The following is a 21,341-nucleotide window of genomic DNA, read 5'->3' as shown; positions in this document are numbered from 1 at the left end:
CAGAAACTCCAGCCTGCGTGATCAGTCCGGCAGGCTGGCGCGGACACCGTGTTCGCGGATCGCCCGGCGCGCCGCAACGATCGCCTGCGTCAGTTCGGGCGTCTGGAGGTCACGCCACCCGTCGAACGCCGGCAGGGCAAGTGCGGCGGCGGGGTCCGTGTCGCGGGCCAGCGCAACCTGCCCTTCCGTCAGGGTCGGCTCCAGCGGGGTATAGGTCTCCCCCTTTTCATCAATACCGCGCAGCATCTCCAGATAGGCGGCAAGGCCGAAGGCGATCCGCGACAGGTCATGTCCCGACTGGAGCGAGCGGCGCACCGTGTCGGTCCAGAAGACCTGGGACTTCGACGCGCCATCGCTGCAGATCCGCAGCAGCGTATCCGCCACCGCACGGTTGGAAAACCTGCTGATGACCTTGCGGCGGTAGGCATCGAGGTCCAGTCCCTGCGGCGCATGGATCTGCGTCATGACGTCCTTCTGCAGGTAGGCGTTGATGAAACGGTGCAGGTCCGCATCCGCGATCGCATCATGGACATAGCGATACCCCAGCAGCAGGCCCAGCGCGCCAAGCGTCACATGCGCCGCATTGAGCATCCGGACCTTGACCTGTTCATAACCGGTCACGTCACTGACGAACTCCACCCCCGCCTTCTCCAGCGGGGGGCGCCCGGCGCAGAAACTGTCCTCGAGCACCCACTGGCTGAAATCCTCCGCCAGCACCGGCAGCGCGTCATCCAGACCGCTCTCACGGTTCAGCAGGTCGCGCATGCGCGCATCCACGCTGGGGGTGATGCGGTCCACCATGCTGCATGGAAAGGTCACGTTGGCCTCGATCCACTGCGCAAGGTCCGGGTCGCAGGCGCGGGCATAGCCGACGAAGGCGGTGCGGGCGACCTGCCCGTTATGGCGCAGGTTGTCGCACGACATGACCGTGAACGGCCCCGTCCCGGCCGCGCGCCTGCGACGCAGGGCCTCCACCACGAAGCCAAACACCGTGGCCGGGGCCTGCGGGTTGGCAAGGTCGGCTTCCACCCTCGGGTTGTCGATGCGGAATTCGCCGGTTTCCTCGTCGATGTTGTAGCCACCTTCGGTAATGGTCATGCTGACGATGCGGATGGCCGGATCGCACAGGCGCGCCAGCACCGCCTCCGGGTCCGCCGGGGCCAGCAGGTACTCACGCAGCACCCCGATGACCCGGACGGTGCGCGCGCCGTCGGCATCCACTTCCGTCAGGGAATACAGCCCGTCCTGCGCGCGGAACGTCTCCGCCTTGCGTTCGCTGCGCGCGCCCGACGTCAGGCCGACCCCCACGATCCCCCATGGTCCCGGCTTTCCGCGGTCAAGGCAGCGCTCCACATACCAGGCCTCATGCGCGCGAAAGAAGTTGCCAACCCCGAAATGCACGATTCCTGGCGTCAGTGTCGCCGGGTCATAGGCCGGGCCACGCACACCTTCGGGAAGGTTTCCAAGAATCGCTCTGTTCAGCATGATGATATCCAGACTCCTGCTTCATGTTGACCCGGTCCCGGAACCGCATGCGTGATGTCACGCGGGCACACGTCCCCAGACCACATGTCCACCGGGACACTGCGGGTACCAACGCACCAGCAGGCCATTGGTGGCATGCAATCCGGCGTGAACCGGAAATATGTCCCGCATATACCACAATTATGGGACAACAGGGCCGCCATGGGACCATGGCCCATCGCCGCAGGGCGCATCTCAGGCGGCGGGGGCACCTTCATCGGTGCGCCCGTCGGCCCAGACGTTGCGGATCAGGACCATCAGGTCGGTATGCAGCAGGCCGATGGCGAAACACATCACCGGCGTCCAGTGGGAACCGGGCTGGTGGATCTGCGACAGCACGTCCTCCACCCCCTCGTCCGGCAGGGGCTTGCCCCTGCTGCGGGTTGCGGCAAGGTCGCAGCGGTCCGCCAGTTGCCCCAGCACATGCGACAGGACCTCGCGCTCGCTGCGCAGGATGTCGCCGGTGCTTGCGGTCTGCCCCTCCACCGCGGCGCGCGCGACAAAGATCGCATCGGCACGCAGCCGGCGCAGCAGTCCGGGCAGGCGCATCACCAGCGGGTCATGCCGCGCCAGCGACCCGGGATGTTCGACCTCCGCCTCCTTCACCCCGTCATTGAGATCCTGCAGCAATGACCGGCACCTGTCATCAAGCGCCGCGACCGCGTCACTGTCGGGATGCTGGTGCAGCGCCAGTTCCAGCAGGGCCGAGACCTGCCGCAGCAACTGCGCCGAATTGCGCAGCACCTCGCGCCGGGCCTCGTTACGCAGCACGAAGAAGGAGACCACGAACGACACCACCACCCCGATCATGATGGAGGCGATACGGTCGAACGGCCGGGCGAACGGCGCGCCATTGCCGGGGAACAGCAGCACCACCATCAGCGTGATGACCGCAACGCGCATCTTGGGCCGCGCCGCCGCCAGCACCGCAACCGGCATCAGCATGACCCAGAACACAAGGTCCGTGGGCCAGAACAGCCACTGTTCCATTGCGATGGCGGAAATCCCGGCGGCAGCCCCGATCAGGGTGCCGACGACCTGGTCCTGCCCGGTGGACAGCGTCTGGGTCATCCTGCTCTGCGTAATCACCACGACAGAGGTAATCAGCGCCCATACGGGTTCCTGCAGGTGGACCAGGTGGGCCACGACCCCCGACCCGATGAGCGAGACGACCATGCGCACGACCTGCCGCCAGGTCCCGCCCGCCACAAGAAACACGTCATCACGTACGGAAGATAGGGCGGAACCGGCCATCAGTCGGAATGCGCACCCGATTCAGCAAGCGGGAACGGCACCCAGCGCAGGCCGTCGCTGTTCTGCACGAGGAACAGCACGGTGCGGCGCTTCTGCGCGCGGACAAGGTCGATCTGGTGCTTCAGTTCGGCAGGCGTGCTGACGCTGGCCTGCTGGACCTCGGTAATGACATCGCCCGTGCGCAGGCCGCGCTCGGCGGCGGGGCTGTCATCGGTGACACCGGTCACGACAACGCCCTTCTGGCCTTCGGGCATGTTGTATTTCTGGCGCGCGATATCGTCGATCGCCCCCACGGTAAAGCCCAGCCCCGCGACCGCCATGCTGCCGCTGGCGGGGGCTTTCTGCGCGGGCTTGCCATCGGCTTTGTCGGTCTTTTCCTCCGGCAGGGCGCCGATGGTGATCGTGACATTCATCGGGTGGTCATGGCGCACGATGCCCAGGTGCGCGACCCGCCCTGCCGGAAGCTGCGCCACAAGGCGCGGCAGGGCACGGCCGTCGATGTCCTTGCCATCCAGCGTCACGATCACGTCGCCGGTCTGCAGGTGCGCGGCGGCGGCGGGGCCCTTGGCCTCCACGCCGGCGATCAGGGCGCCATGCGCGCTCTTCAGGCCCAGTCCGTCGGCAATGTCCTGCGTCACGTCCTGGATACGCACGCCAATCCACCCGCGCGACACCTTCCCGTGCTTGCGAAGCTGTTCGATGATGCCCTGCGCCTCGGCCGAGGGGATGGCGAAACCGATCCCGATCGACCCGCCGGAAGGCGAGAATATGGCCGTGTTGATCCCGATCACGTCCCCATGCAGGTTGAACAGCGGGCCACCCGAATTGCCCTTGTTGATCGGGGCGTCGGTCTGGATGAAATCGTCATACGGGCCCTGTTCGATATTGCGCCCGCGCGAGGAGATGATCCCCGCCGTGACCGTGCCCGACAGGCCGAACGGATTGCCGATCGCCAGCACCCAGTCGCCCACGCGCGCATGGTCGCTGTCACCGAACGGCACGGCGGGCAGCGGCCTGGGGCTGTCCACCTTCAGCACCGCGAGGTCGGTGCGGTCGTCATGGCCCAGCAGGTGCGCCTTGAGCACCGTATTGTCCTGCAGCGTGACCGTGATCTGTTCGGCGTTGCGCACGACATGGTTGTTGGTCACGACAATGCCGCTTGGGTCGATGATGAAGCCCGACCCCAGCGCCTGCATCTTGCGTGGCGGCGCATTGGGGCTGTTCTGGCGGTTCATGAAGTCGTGGAAGAACTTCTCGAACGGGGAACCTTCGGGGAAATTGGGGATCTGCGGGCTGTTGTCGCCCTCGTCACCGTCATCGTCTTCATCACCGGGACGCACCATCTCGGTGGTGGAGACATTGACGACCGCAGGCAGCAGCCGCGCCGCAAGGTCGGCAAAGCTGTCGGGCGTGCCGTGGCCGGGCGCGGGCAGGCGCACGGGATCGCTGGCGGGCGTGGCGCTCGCGGCGTTCGCGGCAGCGGGCGGCGGCACGGCCGTGGTGGCAGGCGGCAGCGCGCATGCCCGCCCCGTCGCCATCGCCAGCAATGCGGCCCCCATGCCCAAAGCGGCACTGGATCTGGAAAAAGCGGAAACGTGGTCGGGCATGTGGCTGTTTGCTTCCTGATCTGGACGGGGCCTGAGCATCTACACCATTGCGGCAGACGGGGCGAATGTCACGCCCCGTCGTCACCCTGATAACATGACGCGACACCTCCCGGCAGCCCCGTCAGTTCAATAAGCCACGCCGCCAGTGCCTCGCCCAGCAGGCGGTAGCCCCGGTCGTTGAGGTGCAGCCCGTCGGGCGAGAGCGCCACCGGATCCAGCCCCAGTTCCGCGCACCATGACTTCATCCGCACATACCGCGTGAACAGCGGCACATGATCCTGCGCGGCGACATGGTGTACCGCATCGCGAAACGCGGGAAAGGCCGGGCAGGTTTCAAGGACCGGGCAGTATTGCTGGTCCATCAGCACGACATCCGCGCCCGATGCGCGCATTGTGGCCAGGTCGTCACGGGTGCGCGCGACAAAGGCCCCGACGTCATCGCCCTTGAGCGGGTCGTTGCTGCCGGTCTGCCACACGATCAGGTCGGGCCGGTCCGCCAGCATCGCGCCCACGCGGGCGTGCATCGCCTCCGCATCGTCACCGCCCACGCCATGGCCGATGACCTCCACCCCGCCGGGCGCGAACGGGGCCAGCACGGCGCGCATGATCGCGGGCAGGGCATGGGCAGGCGTGCTCGCCCCCACCCCTTCGATGGTGGAAGAGCCGAACAGGGCGATCCGCACGCCCTTCCCCTCACGCAGCAGGCGCGTCAGGCGCGGCAGCACGCACGCCGCGGTTGTCCCCGCCCCAGTCCTATCGGTCATGATCGTTCCTTCGTTGCTTGTCATATCCATCCTACACGACATTCACGCCCTGCGCGCGGCCCGGGCCAGCGCCCGCCTGCGGTCGAGTTCGCGCGTCATCCCCCACAGCAGCGCGAACCCCACCACGTTGACCGCAACCTGCATGCCCCAGCCAACGCCAAAGCTGGTGAACATCAGCCGCCCGTACAGGTCGATGATGGTGCCAAGGGTGAACACCTCCAGCGAATGGCGGCCGAACATCGCCATCAACTGTCCCCCCCGCCCCTGCGACCAGCGCGTCGCCAGCGTGGATGACTGCACGAGGTAGAACAGGCACAGCACATCCAGAAGGCGCAGCGGGGAGAGCACCATCTTGTCCGTCCATGGCGTGGCCATGGGCCGCAGGTCCGGCAGGCCCCACCCCGTCCACGGGAACGATTCCACCGCGGAAAACGCAAGGTAGGCCCAGCATACCGCCGCCAGGGGCCGCCAGCGCGGCAGGCTGCCGCCATGCCGCCCCGCAAGGATGGACGCGCACGCGCCCAGCACGAACAGGAACTGCCACGCCAGGGGGTCGAAATACCACCCGTCTGGGTCCAGCCAGTTGGGGAAATTGAGCGACGGGTCGAAATTGACCACCGCCCACAGCGCGCCACTGACCGCCAGCACGGGCCACGGCCCCACCCGGCGCAGCACCCAGCACAGCGGCACGAACGCCAGCAGCAGCACGATGTAGAGCGGCAGGATATTGAGGTTGCCCGGCAGCGCCTGCAGCAGCATCACCCGCCACAGGGAATCCAGCCCGTGGGCCAGTTCGGGTTCCAGGAAATCGACCGGCACGGGCCAGTACTGCCGCCACAGCCGGATGGTGGCGATCGTCACCACCGCCATCAGCGCCTGAAAGACATAAAGCCGCCCGCACCGGCGCACGATCCGTTCGACCACCTCCTGCCACGGCTGGCGTGAAAATGCCCGGCCATAGGCCAGCCACGACGCATATCCCGCCAGCAGCACGAACACCTCCGCCGCATCGGCGAAACCGACATTGCGCATGGTGAAACGGTTGAGGACATCCTGCGGGATATGGTCGATGCACATCATCAGCAGCGCCACGCCACGCAGGGCATCCACGCGATGGTCGCGCACCCGTGGCGCGCTGACGCCCGTCACGCCCGCCCCTGCCGGTGCCGCCCCCGCCTTGCCCTGTCCGGACGCGGCAGGCGTTCCGGCAGGGCCGGAGCTCCCGCGCCCGCCCGGCGGGGTGATGGCCATATGGGGGCCACCTGCCTGCACGCATGATGTCATGGCAACGTAACTTCTTTCCTGCGCGTGAGCCTGCGCCACCCCCATGGGCACGCGGCGCGGGCCGGGATGCACGGGGACGGGATTTCACAGTTCCGATACGATATGGATAAATACGTCACCAAGGCCAATTTATGACCACGGCCATTCGCATTTTGCACGGGCGCGATCCGGGCGGCCCCTTCCGTCATCCGGCCATGGCCCCTATATCCCGCCTTCACCGGTTTTTTTCAGCGCAGGGGCAGCATGGCACAGATAACGCAGGCGGCAATCGAACGGGTGCTGCGCGACGTTCGCGATCCACGCTCGGGGGCATGCGCGCTCGACCTCGGCACGCTTGACGCCGCGACCGTGCGCGACGGGGTGGTGCATGTCGCCATCGCCACCGACCGCGACCGCGCCGAACGCATCCGCCCCCTGATCGCGGAGATCGAAGCCACGCTGACGCGTGAGGTCGAAAGCGCCACGGGTGCGTCCGTCATCCTCACATCCCACCGCGCACCCGCAGCGCCTGCCGCACCACAGGGCGGCGGCGGGCACCGTCCGCTCAACCTTGGCGCAAGGCCGCCGGGCGGCGCGCAGCCCGCAGGCCCGCTGCCGCCCAATGTGGGGCTGGTGATTGCCGTCGCGTCCGGCAAGGGCGGCGTCGGCAAATCGACCACGGCGGTCAACCTTGCCGTGGGACTGGGGCTGGAGGGACTGCGCGTGGGGCTGCTGGACGCGGACGTGCATGGCCCGTCCCTGCCGCGCATGATGGGCATGAACAGCCAGCCCGAAGTGCGTGACGGTCGCCTCCAGCCCCTGCATGGCCACGGCATCACCGCCATGTCGATCGGCATGCTGGTGGAGGAAACCAAGGCAATGATCTGGCGCGGCCCGATGGTCATGGGCGCAATCGGGCAACTGCTGTCGGACGTGGACTGGGGCGAACTCGACGTGCTGGTGGTGGACATGCCGCCGGGCACGGGGGATGCGCAACTGACGCTGGCGCAGAAGACGGCGCTGGCGGGGGCGGTCATCGTCTCCACCCCGCAGGATATCGCCCTGCTCGACGCGCGGCGCGGCGTTGCCATGTTCGAGAAGATGCGCGTGCCCGTCCTGGGCATCGTGGAGAACATGTCCTATTTCTGCTGCCCCAACTGCAACCACCGCACGGAACTGTTCGGCCATGGCGGCGCGCGGGCAGAAGCGGAAAAGACCGGTGTCCCCTTCCTGGGCGAAATACCGCTGCTGGCCGATATCCGTGCGAGTGGCGACAATGGCGCGCCCATCGTCATCGCTGCCCCCGACAGCGCGGCGGGCAAGGCGTACCGGGCACTGGCACATACGGTGGGCGGGGCACTGCGCCGGTTGCTGGAGAAGAAACGGGGGAAGTAAGGGATCTTCTTTTTCTGAAGAAAAAGAAGCAAAAAGACTTTGGGAATTTTATGAAACCGTCAGATCAAACTGTCTTTTTTCTTATCGAATAAAAGTTTTTTGGTTCTTTTTTCCAAAAAAGAACGCCTTTCCCTTCAACCACGAAGGACAAAGGCGTTCCCCAAAACTTTTCTCAGATCTGCCGGTCCCGCTTGATCCGGTCCCATGCGGCGTTGATCTGCGCGATGCGGGCCGCACTACGCGCCATCTCGGCCTCATCCGCGCCACGGGCGGACAGGATATCGGGATGGTGTTCGCGCACCAGACGCCGCCATGTCACGCGCACTTCCTCATTGCTCGCGGTACGCGACAGGCCCAGCACGGCATAGGCGTCAACCTCGCTCACGCTGGGGCGGGCACGGCCATCATGCGCACGTTCCCACGCACCGGGCGACAGGCCGAACGCCTTGTGCACGCGGCGCAGGAACTGCTCCTCCTGCGCATTGATCTCCCCCGACGGGCCGGCATCGGCGCGCGCGATGATGAACAGGGAGGCAAGCCCCTCCTCCAGCATCTCCGTGCGGTTGGCGAACGCCTTGCCCAGTTCGCGGGCGAAATTCTCGTAATCATCGGTGCGCTGCCGGGCCATGTCGAACAGGCGCCCGACTTCCTTCATGTTTTCGGCAGGGACGTTGAAACGGCGCTTGAAGGCGTCGATTTCGGTGCGGTTGACCGGGCCGTCGCACTTCGCCAGCTTGGCCGACAGGACGATGATGACCAGGCCATACATCTGGTCGCGCTTGCCCATCGCGGCCGCCAGCTTGGCGGCGACAAACGTGGCCGCCCCGTTGGGATCGGCATTGGCGCGGCCGCCCCAGCGTTCGGTCCAGCCACCCGCAGGCGTCTCCAGCAGCGAGCCGTTATCGGCCGCATGCCCCAGCGCGGTCCCCACAAGGGCGCCCACAGGACCGCCCACAGCGAATCCCGCGACACCGCCAAACAGTTTTCCCCATATCGCCATGGCCGCGAACCTAGCACGACACGCGGCCCAACCCAACTATTCTTCCCTGCCCTGCCCCCCTGCTGCGGGCAGGGCAGGCATCCATTCCAGCAGGGCCGCGACCCGCAGCGCGGACGCCAGCGTGCGCATCGGGTCGCGCGCGGTGTCGATACGCGCGATCAGGATCGTCAGCCCCACCCCCCGTGCCGCGGCCATGCGTTCCAGCGCGTCCCAGAATTCCGGCTCCAGCGCGACGCTGGTGCGGTGGCCCGACAGCATCATGCTGCGCTTGTGCAGCGGCGGTGACGCGACGATGGCGCGCGCGCCCCTCATGACGGCAGGCGCCCCACCGCCCAGCGCGCGGCATCGGCCACGACAGGGGCCGGATCGTCACACAACGCCTGCGCAACGCCGCGCAGGTCGGCGCGCGCGCTGTTGCCGATGGCGATCAGCACATTGCGCACGAACCGCGCCCGGCCGATCCGCTTGACGGGCGATCCGGAAAACAGGGCACGGAACCCCGCATCATCCAGCAGCGCAAGGTCACGCAGCGCGGGCGCGACAAGGTCAGGCCGCGCGCGCAGCTTCATCTGCCGCGTGGCCTGCGCGAAACGGTTCCACGGACACACCGCCAGGCAGTCGTCGCAGCCATAGATATGGTTGCCCATCAGTGGCCGCAGGTCATGGGGGATGGGACCGGGATTTTCGATCGTCTGGTAGGAAATGCACCGCCGCGCATCAATCTGTCCCGGCGCGGGAAAGGCCGAGGTCGGGCAGACGTCAAGGCAGCGCGTGCATGTCCCGCACCCCCCGCCCGACGGGGCGGAATGCGGAAGGTCCAGCGTGGTATAGATCTCGCCAAGGAACAGCCAGCTTCCCTGCGTGCGCGAGACAAGGTTGGTGTGCTTGCCCTGCCATCCCAGCCCCGCCCCTGCCGCCAGCGGCTTTTCCATGACCGGGGCGGTATCGACAAACACCTTCACGCCGGGAGGCGGCGCATCGCCACCATGCTGCCGGCGCCCTTCGGCCACGACGAACTGCGCCACCTGCTTGAGCATCCCCTTGACCACGTCATGGTAGTCGCGATGCCGGGCATAGACGGAGATATTGCCCGCCGTGGGATCGCGCAGCGTCGCCAGCGCATCGCCTTCGGGGGCATAGGACAGGCCCAGCGAGATCACGCTGCGGACCTCCGGCCACAGGGCGCGCGGATCGCCACGCCAGGCCATGCGCTGGGCCATCCACTCCATCGCGCCATGGTGGCCCGCCGCCACGAATTCCCGCAGCCGCGCGCGCGTCGCGTCATCGAGCATGGCGGGCGCGAACCCCACCGCATCGAACCCCACCGCCAGCGCGCGGTCATGGATCCGGCGTGCAAGGACGCCCCGCGCATCGGATGGGTAGGTCACGGATCGCGCCCGCGCCATGGGTCAGGGCACGGGCGGGATGTCGGGAAACGGCATCTCGTCGGGGGACCAGTCCTCCATCGCCCATTGCGCGCGCAGGTGGGCGGCATGTTCAGGCAGCGTGCCATCGACAATGGCCGCACGGATGCCGCGCATCAGCCGCTGGTAATAGGCCAGGTTGTGCCATGTCAGCAGCATCGGGCCGAGGATCTCGTTCGCGCGGAACAGGTGGTGCAGGTACGCGCGGCTGTGGCGCGAACAGGCCAGGCAGTCGCAGTGGGGCGAGATCGGGCGGCTGTCGGTCGCATGGCGCGCGTTGCGCAGGTTCAGCGTCCCGCGTTCGGTATAGGCCCGCGCCGTGCGCCCCGCGCGCGTGGGCATGACGCAGTCGAACATGTCCACCCCGCGTTCCACCGCGCCAAGCAGGTCGTCGGGCGTGCCAACCCCCATCAGGTAACGCGGCGCGTCATCGGGGATCAGCCCGACCGTCACGTCGAGGGTGGAGAACATCAGTTCCTGCCCCTCCCCCACCGCAAGGCCACCGATGGCGTATCCCTCGAACCCGATATCCGTCAGGGCGCGCACGCTTTCGGCGCGCAGGTCCGGCTCCGTCCCGCCCTGGATGATGCCATACTGGGCATAGCCGGGACGCGCGACAAACGCCGTGCGGCACCGCTCGGCCCAGCGCATGGACATGCGCATGGACTGCGCGATCACCTCCGGCGGGGCCGGCAGGGCGGGACATTCGTCGAAACACATGCTGATCGTCGCATCGAGCGCATGCTGGATATCGGTGGAGCGTTCGGGCGTCAGGCGGTGTTTTGACCCGTCGATATGCGAACGGAACGTCACGCCATCCGCATCAAGCTTGCGCAGCGGCCCGAGCGACATGACCTGGAACCCGCCCGAATCGGTCAGGATCGGTCCCGGCCAGTCCATGAACCGGTGCAGGCCGCCCAGCGCGCGCACGCGCTCCGCCCCCGGACGCAGCATCAGGTGATAGGTATTGCCCAGCACGATCCCCGCCCCGGTGGAGCGCACGGCGTCCATCGTCATCGCCTTGACCGTGCCCACGGTGCCGACCGGCATGAAGGTGGGCGTGGCGACCGTGCCGTGGGCGGTGTCGAGGAACCCGGCCCGCGCGCGACCCGAACGGGCCTGCGCCCGCCAGCGAAAAGCGGTCATGCCGCACCTCCGTCATTACGATGCAGCAGGCACGCATCACCATAGGAATAGAAGCGGTAGCCCGCAGCCATCGCATGTCCATACGCCGCGCGCATCCGCGCCTGCCCCGCGAACGCGCTGACCAGCATGAACAGGGTGGAGCGCGGCAGGTGGAAATTCGTCAGCAGCATGTCCACCGCGCGGAAACGGTATCCGGGACGGATGAAAATCGACGTCTCCCCATGGAAGGGATGGACCACGCCGTCCGGATCCGTCGCACTTTCCAGAAGGCGCAGCGACGTGGTGCCGACGGCAACGACCCGCCCGCCCGCCGCGCGCGCCGCATTGATGCGCTGCGCCGCATGCGGGGTGATCGTGCCGCGTTCGGCATGCATGCGGTGTTCGGAAATCTGTTCGCTGCGCATCGGCAGGAACGTCCCCGCCCCGACATGCAGCGTCAGTGTCTGGCGCAGCACGCCCGCCGCCTCCAGCGCCGACAGCAGGGCGGGCGTGAAATGCAGGCCCGCCGTGGGTGCTGCCACCGCGCCGCGATGCTGCGCGAAGATGGTGCTGTAATCCTTGCGGTCCTGCTCCGTCGGGCCATCGGGGCGCGCGATATAGGGCGGCAGGGCCAGGTGCCCCGTGTCATGGAGGAACTGGTCGAACGCCTCGCCTTGCGCATCGAAACGCAGGACGACGCCGCCTGCGTCCTCGCACACCATGACTTCGGCCGTTACGTGGCTGGGCGCGAACGTCAGGGTGTCGCCCACCTTCAGGCGGCGTGAATTGCGCGCAAGCGCGTGCCACGTCCCATCGGGCAGGATCCGGTCGAGCGTGATCCCGATCCGTGCCGCCCCGCGCATGGCCGAAAGCTGTGCCGGAATGACGGCGGTATCATTGGCCACAAGGATGTCCCCCGCGCGCAGGCATCCCGGCAGGTCGCGCACGTGGCGGTCGAGGAAGGGCCCGTCCACCGGGACCTCCAGCATGCGCGCGCTGTCGCGGGGCCGGGCCGGGTGGTCGGCGATCAATGTCGCGGGCAGGTCGAAGTCGAAATCAGAAACGAGATCCGTCATGACCCTCCCTTTACGGAATCCACCGCCCCCTTGCCAGCGCGAACACGCAGGCATGCACGATCTTCATGCCGCATGCCGCGTCGGGGGCGGAAGGCAGACATGCAATGCACTGCACCGGCGGCATGCGGGTGCAATGGTTGGACACATACGGGCAACGCAGTAAACACTATCACCAGAAACACACATGGCCCGTGATTCGTATGCGGGACAGGTCCCGCATGCGATGCCTGAACACAAGGAATTCCACCCATGTCCTATGCCGCACTTGATGCCGCCCGCCTGGCCAAGGCCTGCAAGAACGCGCTGATCACGCTTGAATCCTCCGACGAGAAGTCCGAGGCTCACCAGCGCAAGACCCTGATGATCCAGCGCATGGGCGCCCTGGCGATGGCGGCGGCCGAATGCAAGCACGGCACGCCGGTCGTCACCCTGACGTCCGAGGAATTCTGGCTGATCAGCCAGAACTGGTAACCTGCCATGACGGGCGTGGCGGCCATGGACATGACCGCCACGCCCCGGCAACCCGCCCCATCACCCCATTCGCATGTCGCCCACCCATGACCGGCGGGACATGCAGGAAACCGGTATCATGACCTTTACACTGACCAGTCGCGCCTTCCACGACGGCGACCGCCTGCCAGAGGCGCAGGTGTTCGACGGCATGGGCTATTGCGGCGGCAACATTTCCCCCCCGCTGGCATGGTCGGACGCGCCCGAAGGCACCAAGAGCTTCGTCATCACGATGTACGACCCCGATGCCCCCACGGGTTCGGGATGGTGGCACTGGGTCGTCATCAACATCCCCGCCGATGTCTCCTCGCTGCCTGCGGGCGCGGGTTCGGGGGATGCGAACATGCCGGAACACGCCATGATGACGCGCACCGATTTCGGCGGCAATGTCTATGGCGGCGCCGCCCCGCCGCCGGGGCGTGAACATCGCTACATCTTCACGATCCACGCGCTCAACCTGCAGCGCCTCGACCTGCCGTCCGACGCCAGCGGGGCGATGGTCGGCTTCGTCGTGGGACAGCACAGCCTTGGCTCCGCCACGCTGACGGCGGTCTATGGCAAGAAATGAGTATGGCTCCCCGTGCCTTCGGGCATGGGGAGGTTTCTGGCAATCAGGATGACGAGTCTTCTTTTTCTGAAGAAAAAGAAGCAAAAAGACTTTTGAAATCTTATGAAACCGTCAGACCGAACCGATTATTTCCTATAGAACAAAAGTTTTTTGGTTCTTTTTTCCAAAAAAGAACACAACCGCACCAACCTGAAAAATATCGAAGGGGAGCAACCGCCGCCCTCACCCCTGATAGGACGCGATTTCGATCAGGTTCCCATCCGGGTCCTCGCAATAGACCGAGGTCACCGGCCCCAGCGCGCCAAGGCGTGCGACCGGCCCTTCGGTCACCCGCACGCCGCACTGTTCCAGATGCTCGACCACGTCGGTGCTGCTCACGGCAGTGATGAAGCACAGGTCGTTGGTTCCCGGCAGCGCATCTTCCGCCGTGGTCCATCCCTGCGCCCCGTGCGGACGCAGGTTGACCTTCTGCCCGCCGAATTTCAGGGCCGTACGGTTGTTGCGACCATACTCCTCCCGCTCCATGCCCAGGACACGCTGATACCACGAGGACGAGATCTCCAGATCCCGGACGGTGATAACAAGATGGTCCAGTCGATCGACGGTAAAACGCATGGCGCGCAGCCTCCGGTTGTCAGACCCGACGGGTCGTGACGGACCGATTCCTCAGCCCGTCAGCCCATCGTAGAAATCATTACCCTTGTCGTCGATAACGATAAAGGCCGGAAAATTCTCGACCTCGATCTTCCAGACCGCCTCCATGCCCAGTTCGGGATATTCCAGCACCTCGACCTTGCGGATGCAGTCCTGCGCCAGACGTGCCGCAGGCCCGCCCACGGAGCCAAGGTAGAACCCGCCATATTCCTTGCACGCATCGCGCACGGCCTTGGACCGGTTGCCCTTGGCCAGCATCACGTACGATCCGCCCGCCTCCTGCAGCATGGCGACATAGCTGTCCATGCGACCCGCCGTCGTCGGACCGAACGACCCCGTGGGCATGCCCTCCGGCGTCTTGGCGGGACCGGCGTAATAGACGGGATGGTCCTTGAGGTACTGCGGCAGTCCCTCGCCCTTTTCCAGCCGTTCGCGGAACTTGGCATGGGCGATGTCGCGCGCCACCACCATCGTCCCCGTCAGCGACAGGCGCGTGCGCACCGGGTACTGCGACAGCTTCTTGCGGATTTCGTCCATCGGCTGGTTCAGGTCGATGGCCACTTCCTCCCCGCCCAGATGCTCGTCCGTCGTCTCGGGCAGGAAGCGGGCGGGATCGGTCTCAAGCTGCTCAAGGAACACGCCGTCAGCGGTGATGCGGGCCTTGACCTGCCGGTCGGCGGAGCACGACACCCCGATCCCCACCGGCAGCGACGCGCCATGGCGCGGCAGGCGCACGACGCGCACGTCATGGCAGAAATACTTGCCGCCGAACTGCGCCCCGATGCCAAGGCGCTGGCTCAGCTTGTGGATCTTCTGCTCCATTTCCAGGTCGCGGAAGGCATGGCCAAGCGCGCTGCCTTCGGTCGGCAGGCTGTCGAGCCACTTGGTGGAGGCCAGTTTCACCGTCTCGAGCGTCTGTTCGGCGGACATGCCGCCGATCACCACCGCAAGGTGATAGGGCGGGCAGGCGGAGGTGCCGAGCGCACGGATCTTGCCATCCAGCCACTTCAGCAGGTGTTCCTCGCTCGACAGCAGGGCGCGGGTCTCCTGGAACAGGAATGTCTTGTTGGCCGACCCGCCACCCTTTGCGACGAACATCAGGTCCATCTGTTCCGCATGGTAATCGCCCGGTGTTGCGGAGATGTGGAACTGCACCGGCAGGTTGGTGCCGGTGTTGACCTCCTGGAACATCGACAGCGGCGCCATCTGCGAATAGCGCAGGCTGGTGCGGGTGTAGGTGTCATACACCCCGTGGGAGAACGCCTCCTCCTCATTGCCATCGACCCAGACGCGCTGGCCCTTCTTGCCATAGACGATGGCCGTGCCGGTATCCTGGCACATCGGCAGCACGCCGCCTGCGGCGATGCACGCGTTCTTCAGCAGGTCGAGGGCGACGAAACGGTCATTGTCCGACGCCTCCGGGTCCTTCAGGATCCTGGCAAGCTGCGCCAGGTGCGCCGGGCGCAGCAGGTGGGCGACATCGTTGAAGGCGCGCGCGGCCAGTTCACGCAGCGCCTCGGGGCGGACATGCACGACCGTGCGTCCGCCAAGGACCGAGGTCGTGACCCCCTCGATCTCCAGTTTCTTCCACGGCGTGTCATCGTCATGGAGCGGGAACAGAGGCCCATAGACAAAGGGCTTCTGTGCCGGTTTCGCGGCCTTGGTGGTTGTCGTGGTGTTCAACGGACGGTCTCCTGCCTTCTGGATGCCCCCGGATTGGTTCCAGGTGACGGTTTTATGGCAAGGGCGCCCGGCCCCACCCGGGCGCCCGGATGAAAATGTGGCTCAGCCCGGTTCGGAATCCCGCTTGCGGAAGGCGGCAAGGCTGACAACCTGCGGGGACGATGGCTGTTCCTCCGCGGATGCAGGCGCCGTATCCCCTTCCGACGTGGTGGCGGCGCGGTTTTCGGACTGCGGCGCACGCGGGGCCTTCTGCACCTGGCCGAAGACGTTGTGGATCTCGGCCGAGGGGGCGGGCTGTGGCGGCTGTTCGGGCACACGGAATGACAGGGCCAGCTTGATGGCCGGGTCGGCGAAGGCGGAAATCGCCGCCACCGGGATCACCAGCGTCGCGGGCACCCCGCCAAAGGCGAGGCTGACCGAAATCGTGCGCGCCGCGCGATCGACCTTCAACCCGTGGAACTGGTGCTGCAGGACGATGGTGATTTCATGCGGATACTGCTTGAGCAGGCGCTCGGGCATCTCCACGCCGGGCCAGTCGGTACGGAATGTCAGGTAGAAATGATGATCGCCGGGCAGTCCCCCTTCCGCCACGACATGTTCAAAGGCGCGCAGCATGACGTCGCGGTACGCATCCTCGATCCAGTCGTCATAGGGCAGGAGGCTGTCGGGAATGCTGGTATCGAAACCATTTTCCTCGTCGTGATCATCGGACATTCGGGCTTCTCCGTAACGGCGGCCCCGGATTCGCGGGCCGACCTTATCAGACATGCGGGTTCAGACCACGCCGTGCCACAGCATCAAGCTGTGCGTCAAACCCTGTCCCAAGACAAGGGAGCATGCCGCGCACGCGCCTTCACGAAGCGGATAGGCCATGCCTGCGGACGGGCGGAATGGGAAAGAGTGGGGGGGCTTCTGTTGCCCGGTGCCCCCCCGGACCGCGCTTATCGCTTATGCAGCGACAGCGAGCACCTCAGAGTTATCATTGGCACTTGTATGTTTAGCCCGATAACGGCGGTACAATGCCGGGCAAAAGGCGGGTCTTTACCATGCGTGTCGAGCCTGTTTCGTTCCCATCTTTCGGATGCACCGGCCCACGGGGCCGCATCGCGAAAATACTGGTGGAAACGCCGGGTACCGCCCCCGGGTCCACAACACTTATTCCACGCGCCGTTTATCGCCATAGCCAAGGGGCGGACCCCTCCGGCACCGACAGATATAGGGATGATGGCCCGCGGGTGCAAGATGATGTGGAGATTGGGTGGATAAAGAAACGCCGGACATGGTATGCGCGGCAACGCTCATACCCCGAACACGAATGGTGGCCCATGTTTTCCAATGACCAGAAATCGGCAATCGAGGCGGCGCGCGCCGCATGGACCCCAACCCGCCGCCTTGTCGTCCCGGCACTCGAGGACGCGATGTACGAGCCCGTCAGCGTGCTGGACACGGGGTTCGTCCGGCTTGTCGATTACATGGGCGGCGACGACGGCATCGTGCAGGGCGCGCGCGTGTCCTATGGCAAGGGCACGAAAAGCACGTCCGATGACCGGGGGCTGATCCGCTACCTGATGCGCAACCGCCATACCAGCCCGTTCGAGCTTGCGGTCATCAAGCTGCATGTCCGCGCGCCGATCTTCGTCACCCGGCAGTGGTTCCGCCACCGCACCGCGAGCATCAACGAATATTCCGCGCGCTATTCCGTGCTGGAGAAGGAATTCTACTTCCCCCGCCCCGAGGACATCGCGGTGCAGTCCGCAAGCAACAAGCAGGGGCGCGGCACCAGCCTGCCCCCCGAACAGGCGCGACAGGTGCTCGACATCCTGCGTGACGACGCGGCGCGGTGCTATGACCATTACCTCGAACTGCTCAACGAGGACGCGGCGGGTGGAACCGTCGATCCCGCGCGGCCGTCGATCGCGCGCGAACTGGCGCGCATGAACCTGCCGGTCAACATCATGACGCAGTTCTACTGGCAGATTAACCTGTGGAACCTGCTGCATTTCCTGCGCCTGCGCGCCGACAGCCACGCACAGTACGAAATCCGCGCCTATGCCGACGCCATCCTCGGACTCGTGGAAAAATGGGTGCCGCTGACCTACGGAGCCTTCTGCGACTACATGCGCGACGCCGCCCTGCTGTCGGGGCCGGCGCTGCGGGTGCTGCGCGCGGTCATGGCCGGCACGCCGGTGGACCCGAAGGCCGAGGGCCTGTCACGGCGCGAGATCACGGAGCTTGCCACCCTGTTCCCCGAAATCGCGCCCCGCCTGACTGGCGGCTGACGCGACGGGCGCCCTCAACATCGCGTGACCCCGCCCGGTGCGCGCGTCGCGCCACGACGCGGGCGGGCGGGAAGGCGCGGTGCGGGCGCAGATGTGGATTCCCGGCCACACCTTCTGCCGCAATCGCATGTTACGATGTCATTGCATGTCGGTATGAAAACCCGGTTTACTCCCATGTCGTCATTGCAATGCAGGCACAATATCCGTTCGATCCCCCGCTTGCGGATTGCACAACGCCCATCCCATGCTAGAGAGGGACGCACGCGGGCATGGCCCACACAAGGTTTTATAAATACATAGCCCCCGGCGCTCTTCCGCCGGGACCTAGAAGACAGAGGGAAGCGGAAACGAGCATGCGCGCAGAGACAGGATCGAATTCTTCGTCGCCCCGCCCGTCCCCGCTTTCCCGTCGTCCGGCACTGCGTGTGGCCGGTGCGCTCCTGGGCCTGCTGGCCCTGGCCGGGTGCGCGACGCCACCGCCCAAGGACCCCGAGGCGCTGGCGGAATACAACGAAGCCAACGACCGTTACGAGAAGATGAACCGCAAGGCGTTCGGCATCACCATGTGGGCCAACAAATATACCCTGCGCCCGGTGGCGAAGGCGTATATCTGGGCCGTGCCGCGCCCGCTGCGCAATTCGTTCGGCAACCTGTACCAGACCATGAACGAGCCGGTCGTGTTCTTCAACGACGTGGGCGCGGGCAAGTCCCGCCGCGCGGGTGACGCCTTCGTGCGCTGGTGCATCAACATGACGGCGGGCATTGGCGGGCTGATCGATGTCGCCTCCTATGCCGGGTACAAGCACCATGACAACGATGCGGGCCTGACGATGGCGACATGGGGGGTCCCGTCGGGGCCGTACCTGTTCCTGCCGGTGCTGGGCCCGTCTTCCTTCCGTGACGGTATCGGCTATGGCATTGATGTCGGGCTGGCGCCATGGAACTACGTGCCGCGTGGCTACGGGCTGGTGACCTTCAACTGGGCCTACAGCATCATGGGCACCATCAACGGCATGGCTACCAATGTCGATGCGCTTGATCAGGTCCTGAAGGATTCGCTTGATCCCTACGCCACGATCCGCAGCGCCTACCAGCAGCAGCGCAAGGCACAGGCTGCGGCCATCAAGGCCGACAACCGCGCCACGGTGCCGGACTGGTACAGCAACAGATAAAAAAAACCATACAGGGACACAGCGATGCAGACATCTTTCACCCGTCGCCATGCACTGGGTCTTCTCACGATAGCCGGCGCCCTGTCGGTGACAGCCCCCGTCCATGCCGTCGACAGCGGTGCGCAGGCCCGCACGTTTGTCCATGATTTCGGAAACAAGCTGGTCGCCATCGTCAACAACGATATTTCCCTGTCGCAGAAGAAACAGCAGATCGAACCCCTGCTGGACCGGAACGTGGACGTCGATGCGATTGGCCGGTACTGCATCGGGCGGTACTGGCGCGTCGCCACGCCGGAGCAGCAGACCCATTACCTTCAGCTGTTCCATCAGGTGCTGGTCAACGCCATTACCGACAAGATCGGGGATTATCGTGGCGTTTCCTTCACGGTGGGGCAGGCCGCCCCCTCTGGCGAGGACATCGCGGTGTCCACCGTCATCAACCGCCCCGGACAGCCGCCCGCCAATACGGAATGGGTCATCAGTTCCAGCAGCGGCACGCCAAAGGTCGTGGATGTCGTGGGCGAAGGCGCCAGCCTGCGCCTGACACAGCGGCAGGATTACAGTTCCTACATCGCGCGCAACGGCGGCAATGTCGATGCCCTGCTGCGTGCCCTGACAAAACAGCTGGCCAATCACCACTGAACATGCGCGCATTGACGCGCTGGCGCGGGGTGGGACCTTGTCCCGCCCCGTTCCTGTTTTCAGGTCCTGCGACAAGCAGGGATCAGTGCCGGTTTCCCAGGACGCTGCCCTGAAACCCGCCAAAGGGCATTGCCCTTTGGAAACCATGACTTCACGCAAGCGGAATACCGCAACAGCATATCCCTGAATTCAAAGACGTTTTTGGTAAAGCCTTTTTCAAAGAGCTTCGAAGACGGCAGAAATGACCCGCCTTCAGTGAATCACCGGCCCCGGCATGACCGCAGGACGGCGGACGCTGTGATACAGCAGCATCTGGCGTCCGTCGGGGCCGGCATAATGCTGGCACAGGGCCATGCCGCTCCCGCCGATGATCTGGCGTCCCATGATGTCGCCATCCGGCACATGGGCGATCACCCGCTCCACCCCCGCATCATGGACGAAGGCCAGCGCGGCACCCGCCGCCTCCCGCGTCAGGCCACGGCCGGCACGGGTGGGACACAGGGCGAATTCGAATTCGTAGGTTCCGTCCCGCCCACCGGGGCGCACCCCGGCCATGCCCACGAAACGGCCCATTTCACGCACGGCGAAAAGGCCGACGCCATCGCGGCCCCAACTGAAGATGCTGGCCGCCACATCGGCCTCGCTCTGCCCGCGTGAACGTATGCCACAACAGCGCACGCCCACGGCGCCGGCATTGGCCTTCAGGCGCGCCACGTCCTCGATGTCCCGCCATGAAACGGGGCTGAGTTCCAGTCGTCCGGTGCGAATGCGACGTTCCATGGTGTAACCTCACCTCTGCATGGCGTGTCCCGATGCGCGGATCAGGACCGACCGGGATATCATCCGGGGCATGTGCGGCGGAGCCCCAGCCCCACGTCATGATATCTGCGACGCACGGCGTTTGTCCCGCTTTTTATACCGCACCCGTCACATTCCCCGCCACGACAGGGCAGGACAAAGGCCCCCACGACCATCGCGCAGGTCACCCGCCGAGGGTATGCAGCCGGAGTCGCGCTGCATGGGTCGTATGTGCACAGGCCCTGCACCACGGCCATATTCCATTTGACAGGCCATGGAATGATGGTCGATTTTACCACATATCATGACCGGCCCCATCATCTCTGACGATACGCAGGCTACGGTTCATATGTTCCCCCTCAAGCGCATGCTTTCGATGCCTGAGGCCGCAGAACATATCGGAATCACCCCCTTTCGCCTGCGCTGTCTGCGTCTGGTGCGGGCCGGTCCCCATGCCGCCGTGAAGAACGCCCGTGAAATCCTGTTCCGAATCGAGGATCTGGATTCCTACGTCACCTCGCTTTACGAACGGGTCAACATTTCCACGACCGAGCAACTGCGCCACAGGAACGAATGGCGGGGACGGCTTTCGGGCATGCCCGA

Annotated in this window: 20 protein-coding genes, 1 other RNA gene and 1 pseudogene; 7 read left to right on the top strand and 15 right to left on the bottom strand. The window is 65.7% G+C overall.

Annotation, left to right across the window (positions count from 1 at the left end; genetic code table 11):
• Positions 1-21: 21 nt before the first annotated feature.
• The 5 genes from KMAL_RS05970 to KMAL_RS05950 all read right to left on the bottom strand — a co-directional run bounded on the left by KMAL_RS05970 (position 22) and on the right by KMAL_RS05950 (position 6,433).
• A complete protein-coding gene (locus tag KMAL_RS05970) occupies positions 22-1,485 on the bottom strand; it encodes a mannitol dehydrogenase family protein (protein WP_110094838.1) in 1,464 nt (487 codons plus the stop codon).
• A 234-nt stretch (positions 1,486-1,719) separates the two neighbouring features.
• Complete coding sequence (locus KMAL_RS05965) at positions 1,720-2,778, bottom strand: FUSC family protein (protein ID WP_110094837.1); 1,059 nt, start codon at positions 2,776-2,778, stop codon at positions 1,720-1,722.
• Entirely contained in the window at positions 2,778-4,385 is a 1,608-nt protein-coding gene (locus tag KMAL_RS05960; RefSeq protein ID WP_110094836.1) for a DegQ family serine endoprotease, read from the bottom strand. The genes KMAL_RS05965 and KMAL_RS05960 overlap by 1 nt, the downstream gene beginning before the upstream one ends.
• A gap of 68 nt (positions 4,386-4,453) precedes the next feature.
• Positions 4,454-5,149: an SGNH/GDSL hydrolase family protein gene (locus KMAL_RS05955; protein ID WP_110094893.1), complete on the bottom strand. Its 696-nt coding sequence runs from the start codon at positions 5,147-5,149 to the stop codon at positions 4,454-4,456.
• Positions 5,150-5,191: 42 nt separating this feature from the next.
• The gene (locus KMAL_RS05950) at positions 5,192-6,433 is read right to left on the bottom strand and encodes an OpgC family protein (RefSeq protein WP_110094835.1); all 1,242 of its coding nucleotides are present in this window, start codon (positions 6,431-6,433) and stop codon (positions 5,192-5,194) included.
• 243 nt (positions 6,434-6,676) lie between these two features.
• On the opposite strand from KMAL_RS05950, the gene KMAL_RS05945 reads away from it, so the two are divergent.
• The gene (locus tag KMAL_RS05945; RefSeq protein ID WP_110094834.1) at positions 6,677-7,807 is read left to right on the top strand and encodes an Mrp/NBP35 family ATP-binding protein; all 1,131 of its coding nucleotides are present in this window, start codon (positions 6,677-6,679) and stop codon (positions 7,805-7,807) included.
• A 172-nt stretch (positions 7,808-7,979) separates the two neighbouring features.
• Here the strand turns inward: KMAL_RS05945 and KMAL_RS05940 are convergent, their stop codons facing one another.
• The 5 genes from KMAL_RS05940 to queA are packed head-to-tail and all read right to left on the bottom strand — an operon-like array spanning position 7,980 to position 12,432.
• Positions 7,980-8,807 carry a TerB family tellurite resistance protein gene (locus KMAL_RS05940; protein ID WP_110094833.1) on the bottom strand — a complete coding sequence of 276 codons (828 nt, stop codon included), beginning with the start codon at positions 8,805-8,807 and terminating at the stop codon, positions 7,980-7,982.
• A gap of 36 nt (positions 8,808-8,843) precedes the next feature.
• Positions 8,844-9,119, bottom strand: a complete 276-nt coding sequence (locus KMAL_RS05935; protein ID WP_110094832.1) for a ribbon-helix-helix domain-containing protein — start codon at positions 9,117-9,119, stop codon at positions 8,844-8,846.
• On the bottom strand, positions 9,116-10,213 hold the full coding sequence (queG, locus tag KMAL_RS05930; RefSeq protein ID WP_110094831.1) for a tRNA epoxyqueuosine(34) reductase QueG: 1,098 nt from the start codon (positions 10,211-10,213) through the stop codon (positions 9,116-9,118). Before queG ends, KMAL_RS05935 begins: the two co-directional genes overlap by 4 nt.
• A gap of 3 nt (positions 10,214-10,216) precedes the next feature.
• Positions 10,217-11,377, bottom strand: a complete 1,161-nt coding sequence (tgt, locus tag KMAL_RS05925; RefSeq protein WP_110094830.1) for a tRNA guanosine(34) transglycosylase Tgt — start codon at positions 11,375-11,377, stop codon at positions 10,217-10,219.
• Positions 11,374-12,432, bottom strand: coding sequence for a tRNA preQ1(34) S-adenosylmethionine ribosyltransferase-isomerase QueA (gene queA, locus KMAL_RS05920; RefSeq protein WP_110094829.1), 1,059 nt, complete (start codon positions 12,430-12,432; stop codon positions 11,374-11,376). The genes tgt and queA overlap by 4 nt, the downstream gene beginning before the upstream one ends.
• A gap of 249 nt (positions 12,433-12,681) precedes the next feature.
• Here queA and KMAL_RS05915 point away from each other — a divergent pair, with 249 nt between their 5' ends.
• Positions 12,682-12,903, top strand: a complete 222-nt coding sequence (locus KMAL_RS05915) for a hypothetical protein (protein WP_110094828.1) — start codon at positions 12,682-12,684, stop codon at positions 12,901-12,903.
• Positions 12,904-13,021: 118 nt separating this feature from the next.
• Entirely contained in the window at positions 13,022-13,510 is a 489-nt protein-coding gene (locus KMAL_RS05910) for a kinase inhibitor (RefSeq protein WP_110094892.1), read from the top strand.
• 222 nt (positions 13,511-13,732) lie between these two features.
• On the opposite strand, the gene KMAL_RS05905 is transcribed toward KMAL_RS05910, so the two are convergent.
• From KMAL_RS05905 to ssrA, 4 genes are all read right to left on the bottom strand, one after another.
• Positions 13,733-14,125 carry a VOC family protein gene (locus KMAL_RS05905; protein ID WP_110094827.1) on the bottom strand — a complete coding sequence of 131 codons (393 nt, stop codon included), beginning with the start codon at positions 14,123-14,125 and terminating at the stop codon, positions 13,733-13,735.
• 51 nt (positions 14,126-14,176) lie between these two features.
• Entirely contained in the window at positions 14,177-15,847 is a 1,671-nt protein-coding gene (locus KMAL_RS05900; protein ID WP_110094826.1) for a fumarate hydratase, read from the bottom strand.
• A 102-nt stretch (positions 15,848-15,949) separates the two neighbouring features.
• A complete protein-coding gene (locus KMAL_RS05895) occupies positions 15,950-16,561 on the bottom strand; it encodes an SspB family protein (RefSeq protein WP_110094825.1) in 612 nt (203 codons plus the stop codon).
• 185 nt (positions 16,562-16,746) lie between these two features.
• Positions 16,747-17,092: a transfer-messenger RNA gene (gene ssrA / locus KMAL_RS05890) on the bottom strand.
• Positions 17,093-17,172: 80 nt separating this feature from the next.
• Here ssrA and thyX point away from each other — a divergent pair.
• The 3 genes from thyX (at position 17,173) to KMAL_RS05875 (ending at position 19,940) form a co-directional block, all read left to right on the top strand.
• Positions 17,173-18,126, top strand: a complete 954-nt coding sequence (thyX, locus tag KMAL_RS05885) for an FAD-dependent thymidylate synthase (RefSeq protein ID WP_110094824.1) — start codon at positions 17,173-17,175, stop codon at positions 18,124-18,126.
• 353 nt (positions 18,127-18,479) lie between these two features.
• Positions 18,480-19,298, top strand: coding sequence for an MlaA family lipoprotein (locus KMAL_RS05880; protein WP_239019972.1), 819 nt, complete (start codon positions 18,480-18,482; stop codon positions 19,296-19,298).
• Positions 19,299-19,322: 24 nt separating this feature from the next.
• A complete protein-coding gene (locus KMAL_RS05875) occupies positions 19,323-19,940 on the top strand; it encodes an MlaC/ttg2D family ABC transporter substrate-binding protein (protein ID WP_110094823.1) in 618 nt (205 codons plus the stop codon).
• A 252-nt stretch (positions 19,941-20,192) separates the two neighbouring features.
• Here KMAL_RS05875 and KMAL_RS05870 read toward each other — a convergent pair whose 3' ends face one another.
• Positions 20,193-20,720 carry a GNAT family N-acetyltransferase gene (locus KMAL_RS05870; RefSeq protein WP_110094822.1) on the bottom strand — a complete coding sequence of 176 codons (528 nt, stop codon included), beginning with the start codon at positions 20,718-20,720 and terminating at the stop codon, positions 20,193-20,195.
• Between the two features lie 394 nt (positions 20,721-21,114).
• Between KMAL_RS05870 and KMAL_RS05865 the strand changes: the two are divergent.
• Positions 21,115-21,341, top strand: a pseudogene (locus KMAL_RS05865) (DNA-binding protein); the annotation flags it as partial.

Source organism: Novacetimonas maltaceti (assembly GCF_002906255.1).
GTDB classification, from domain to species: domain Bacteria; phylum Pseudomonadota; class Alphaproteobacteria; order Acetobacterales; family Acetobacteraceae; genus Novacetimonas; species Novacetimonas maltaceti.
The sequence above is the reverse complement of the archived record's forward strand: the minus strand, read 5'-3'. Positions and strand labels throughout refer to the sequence as shown.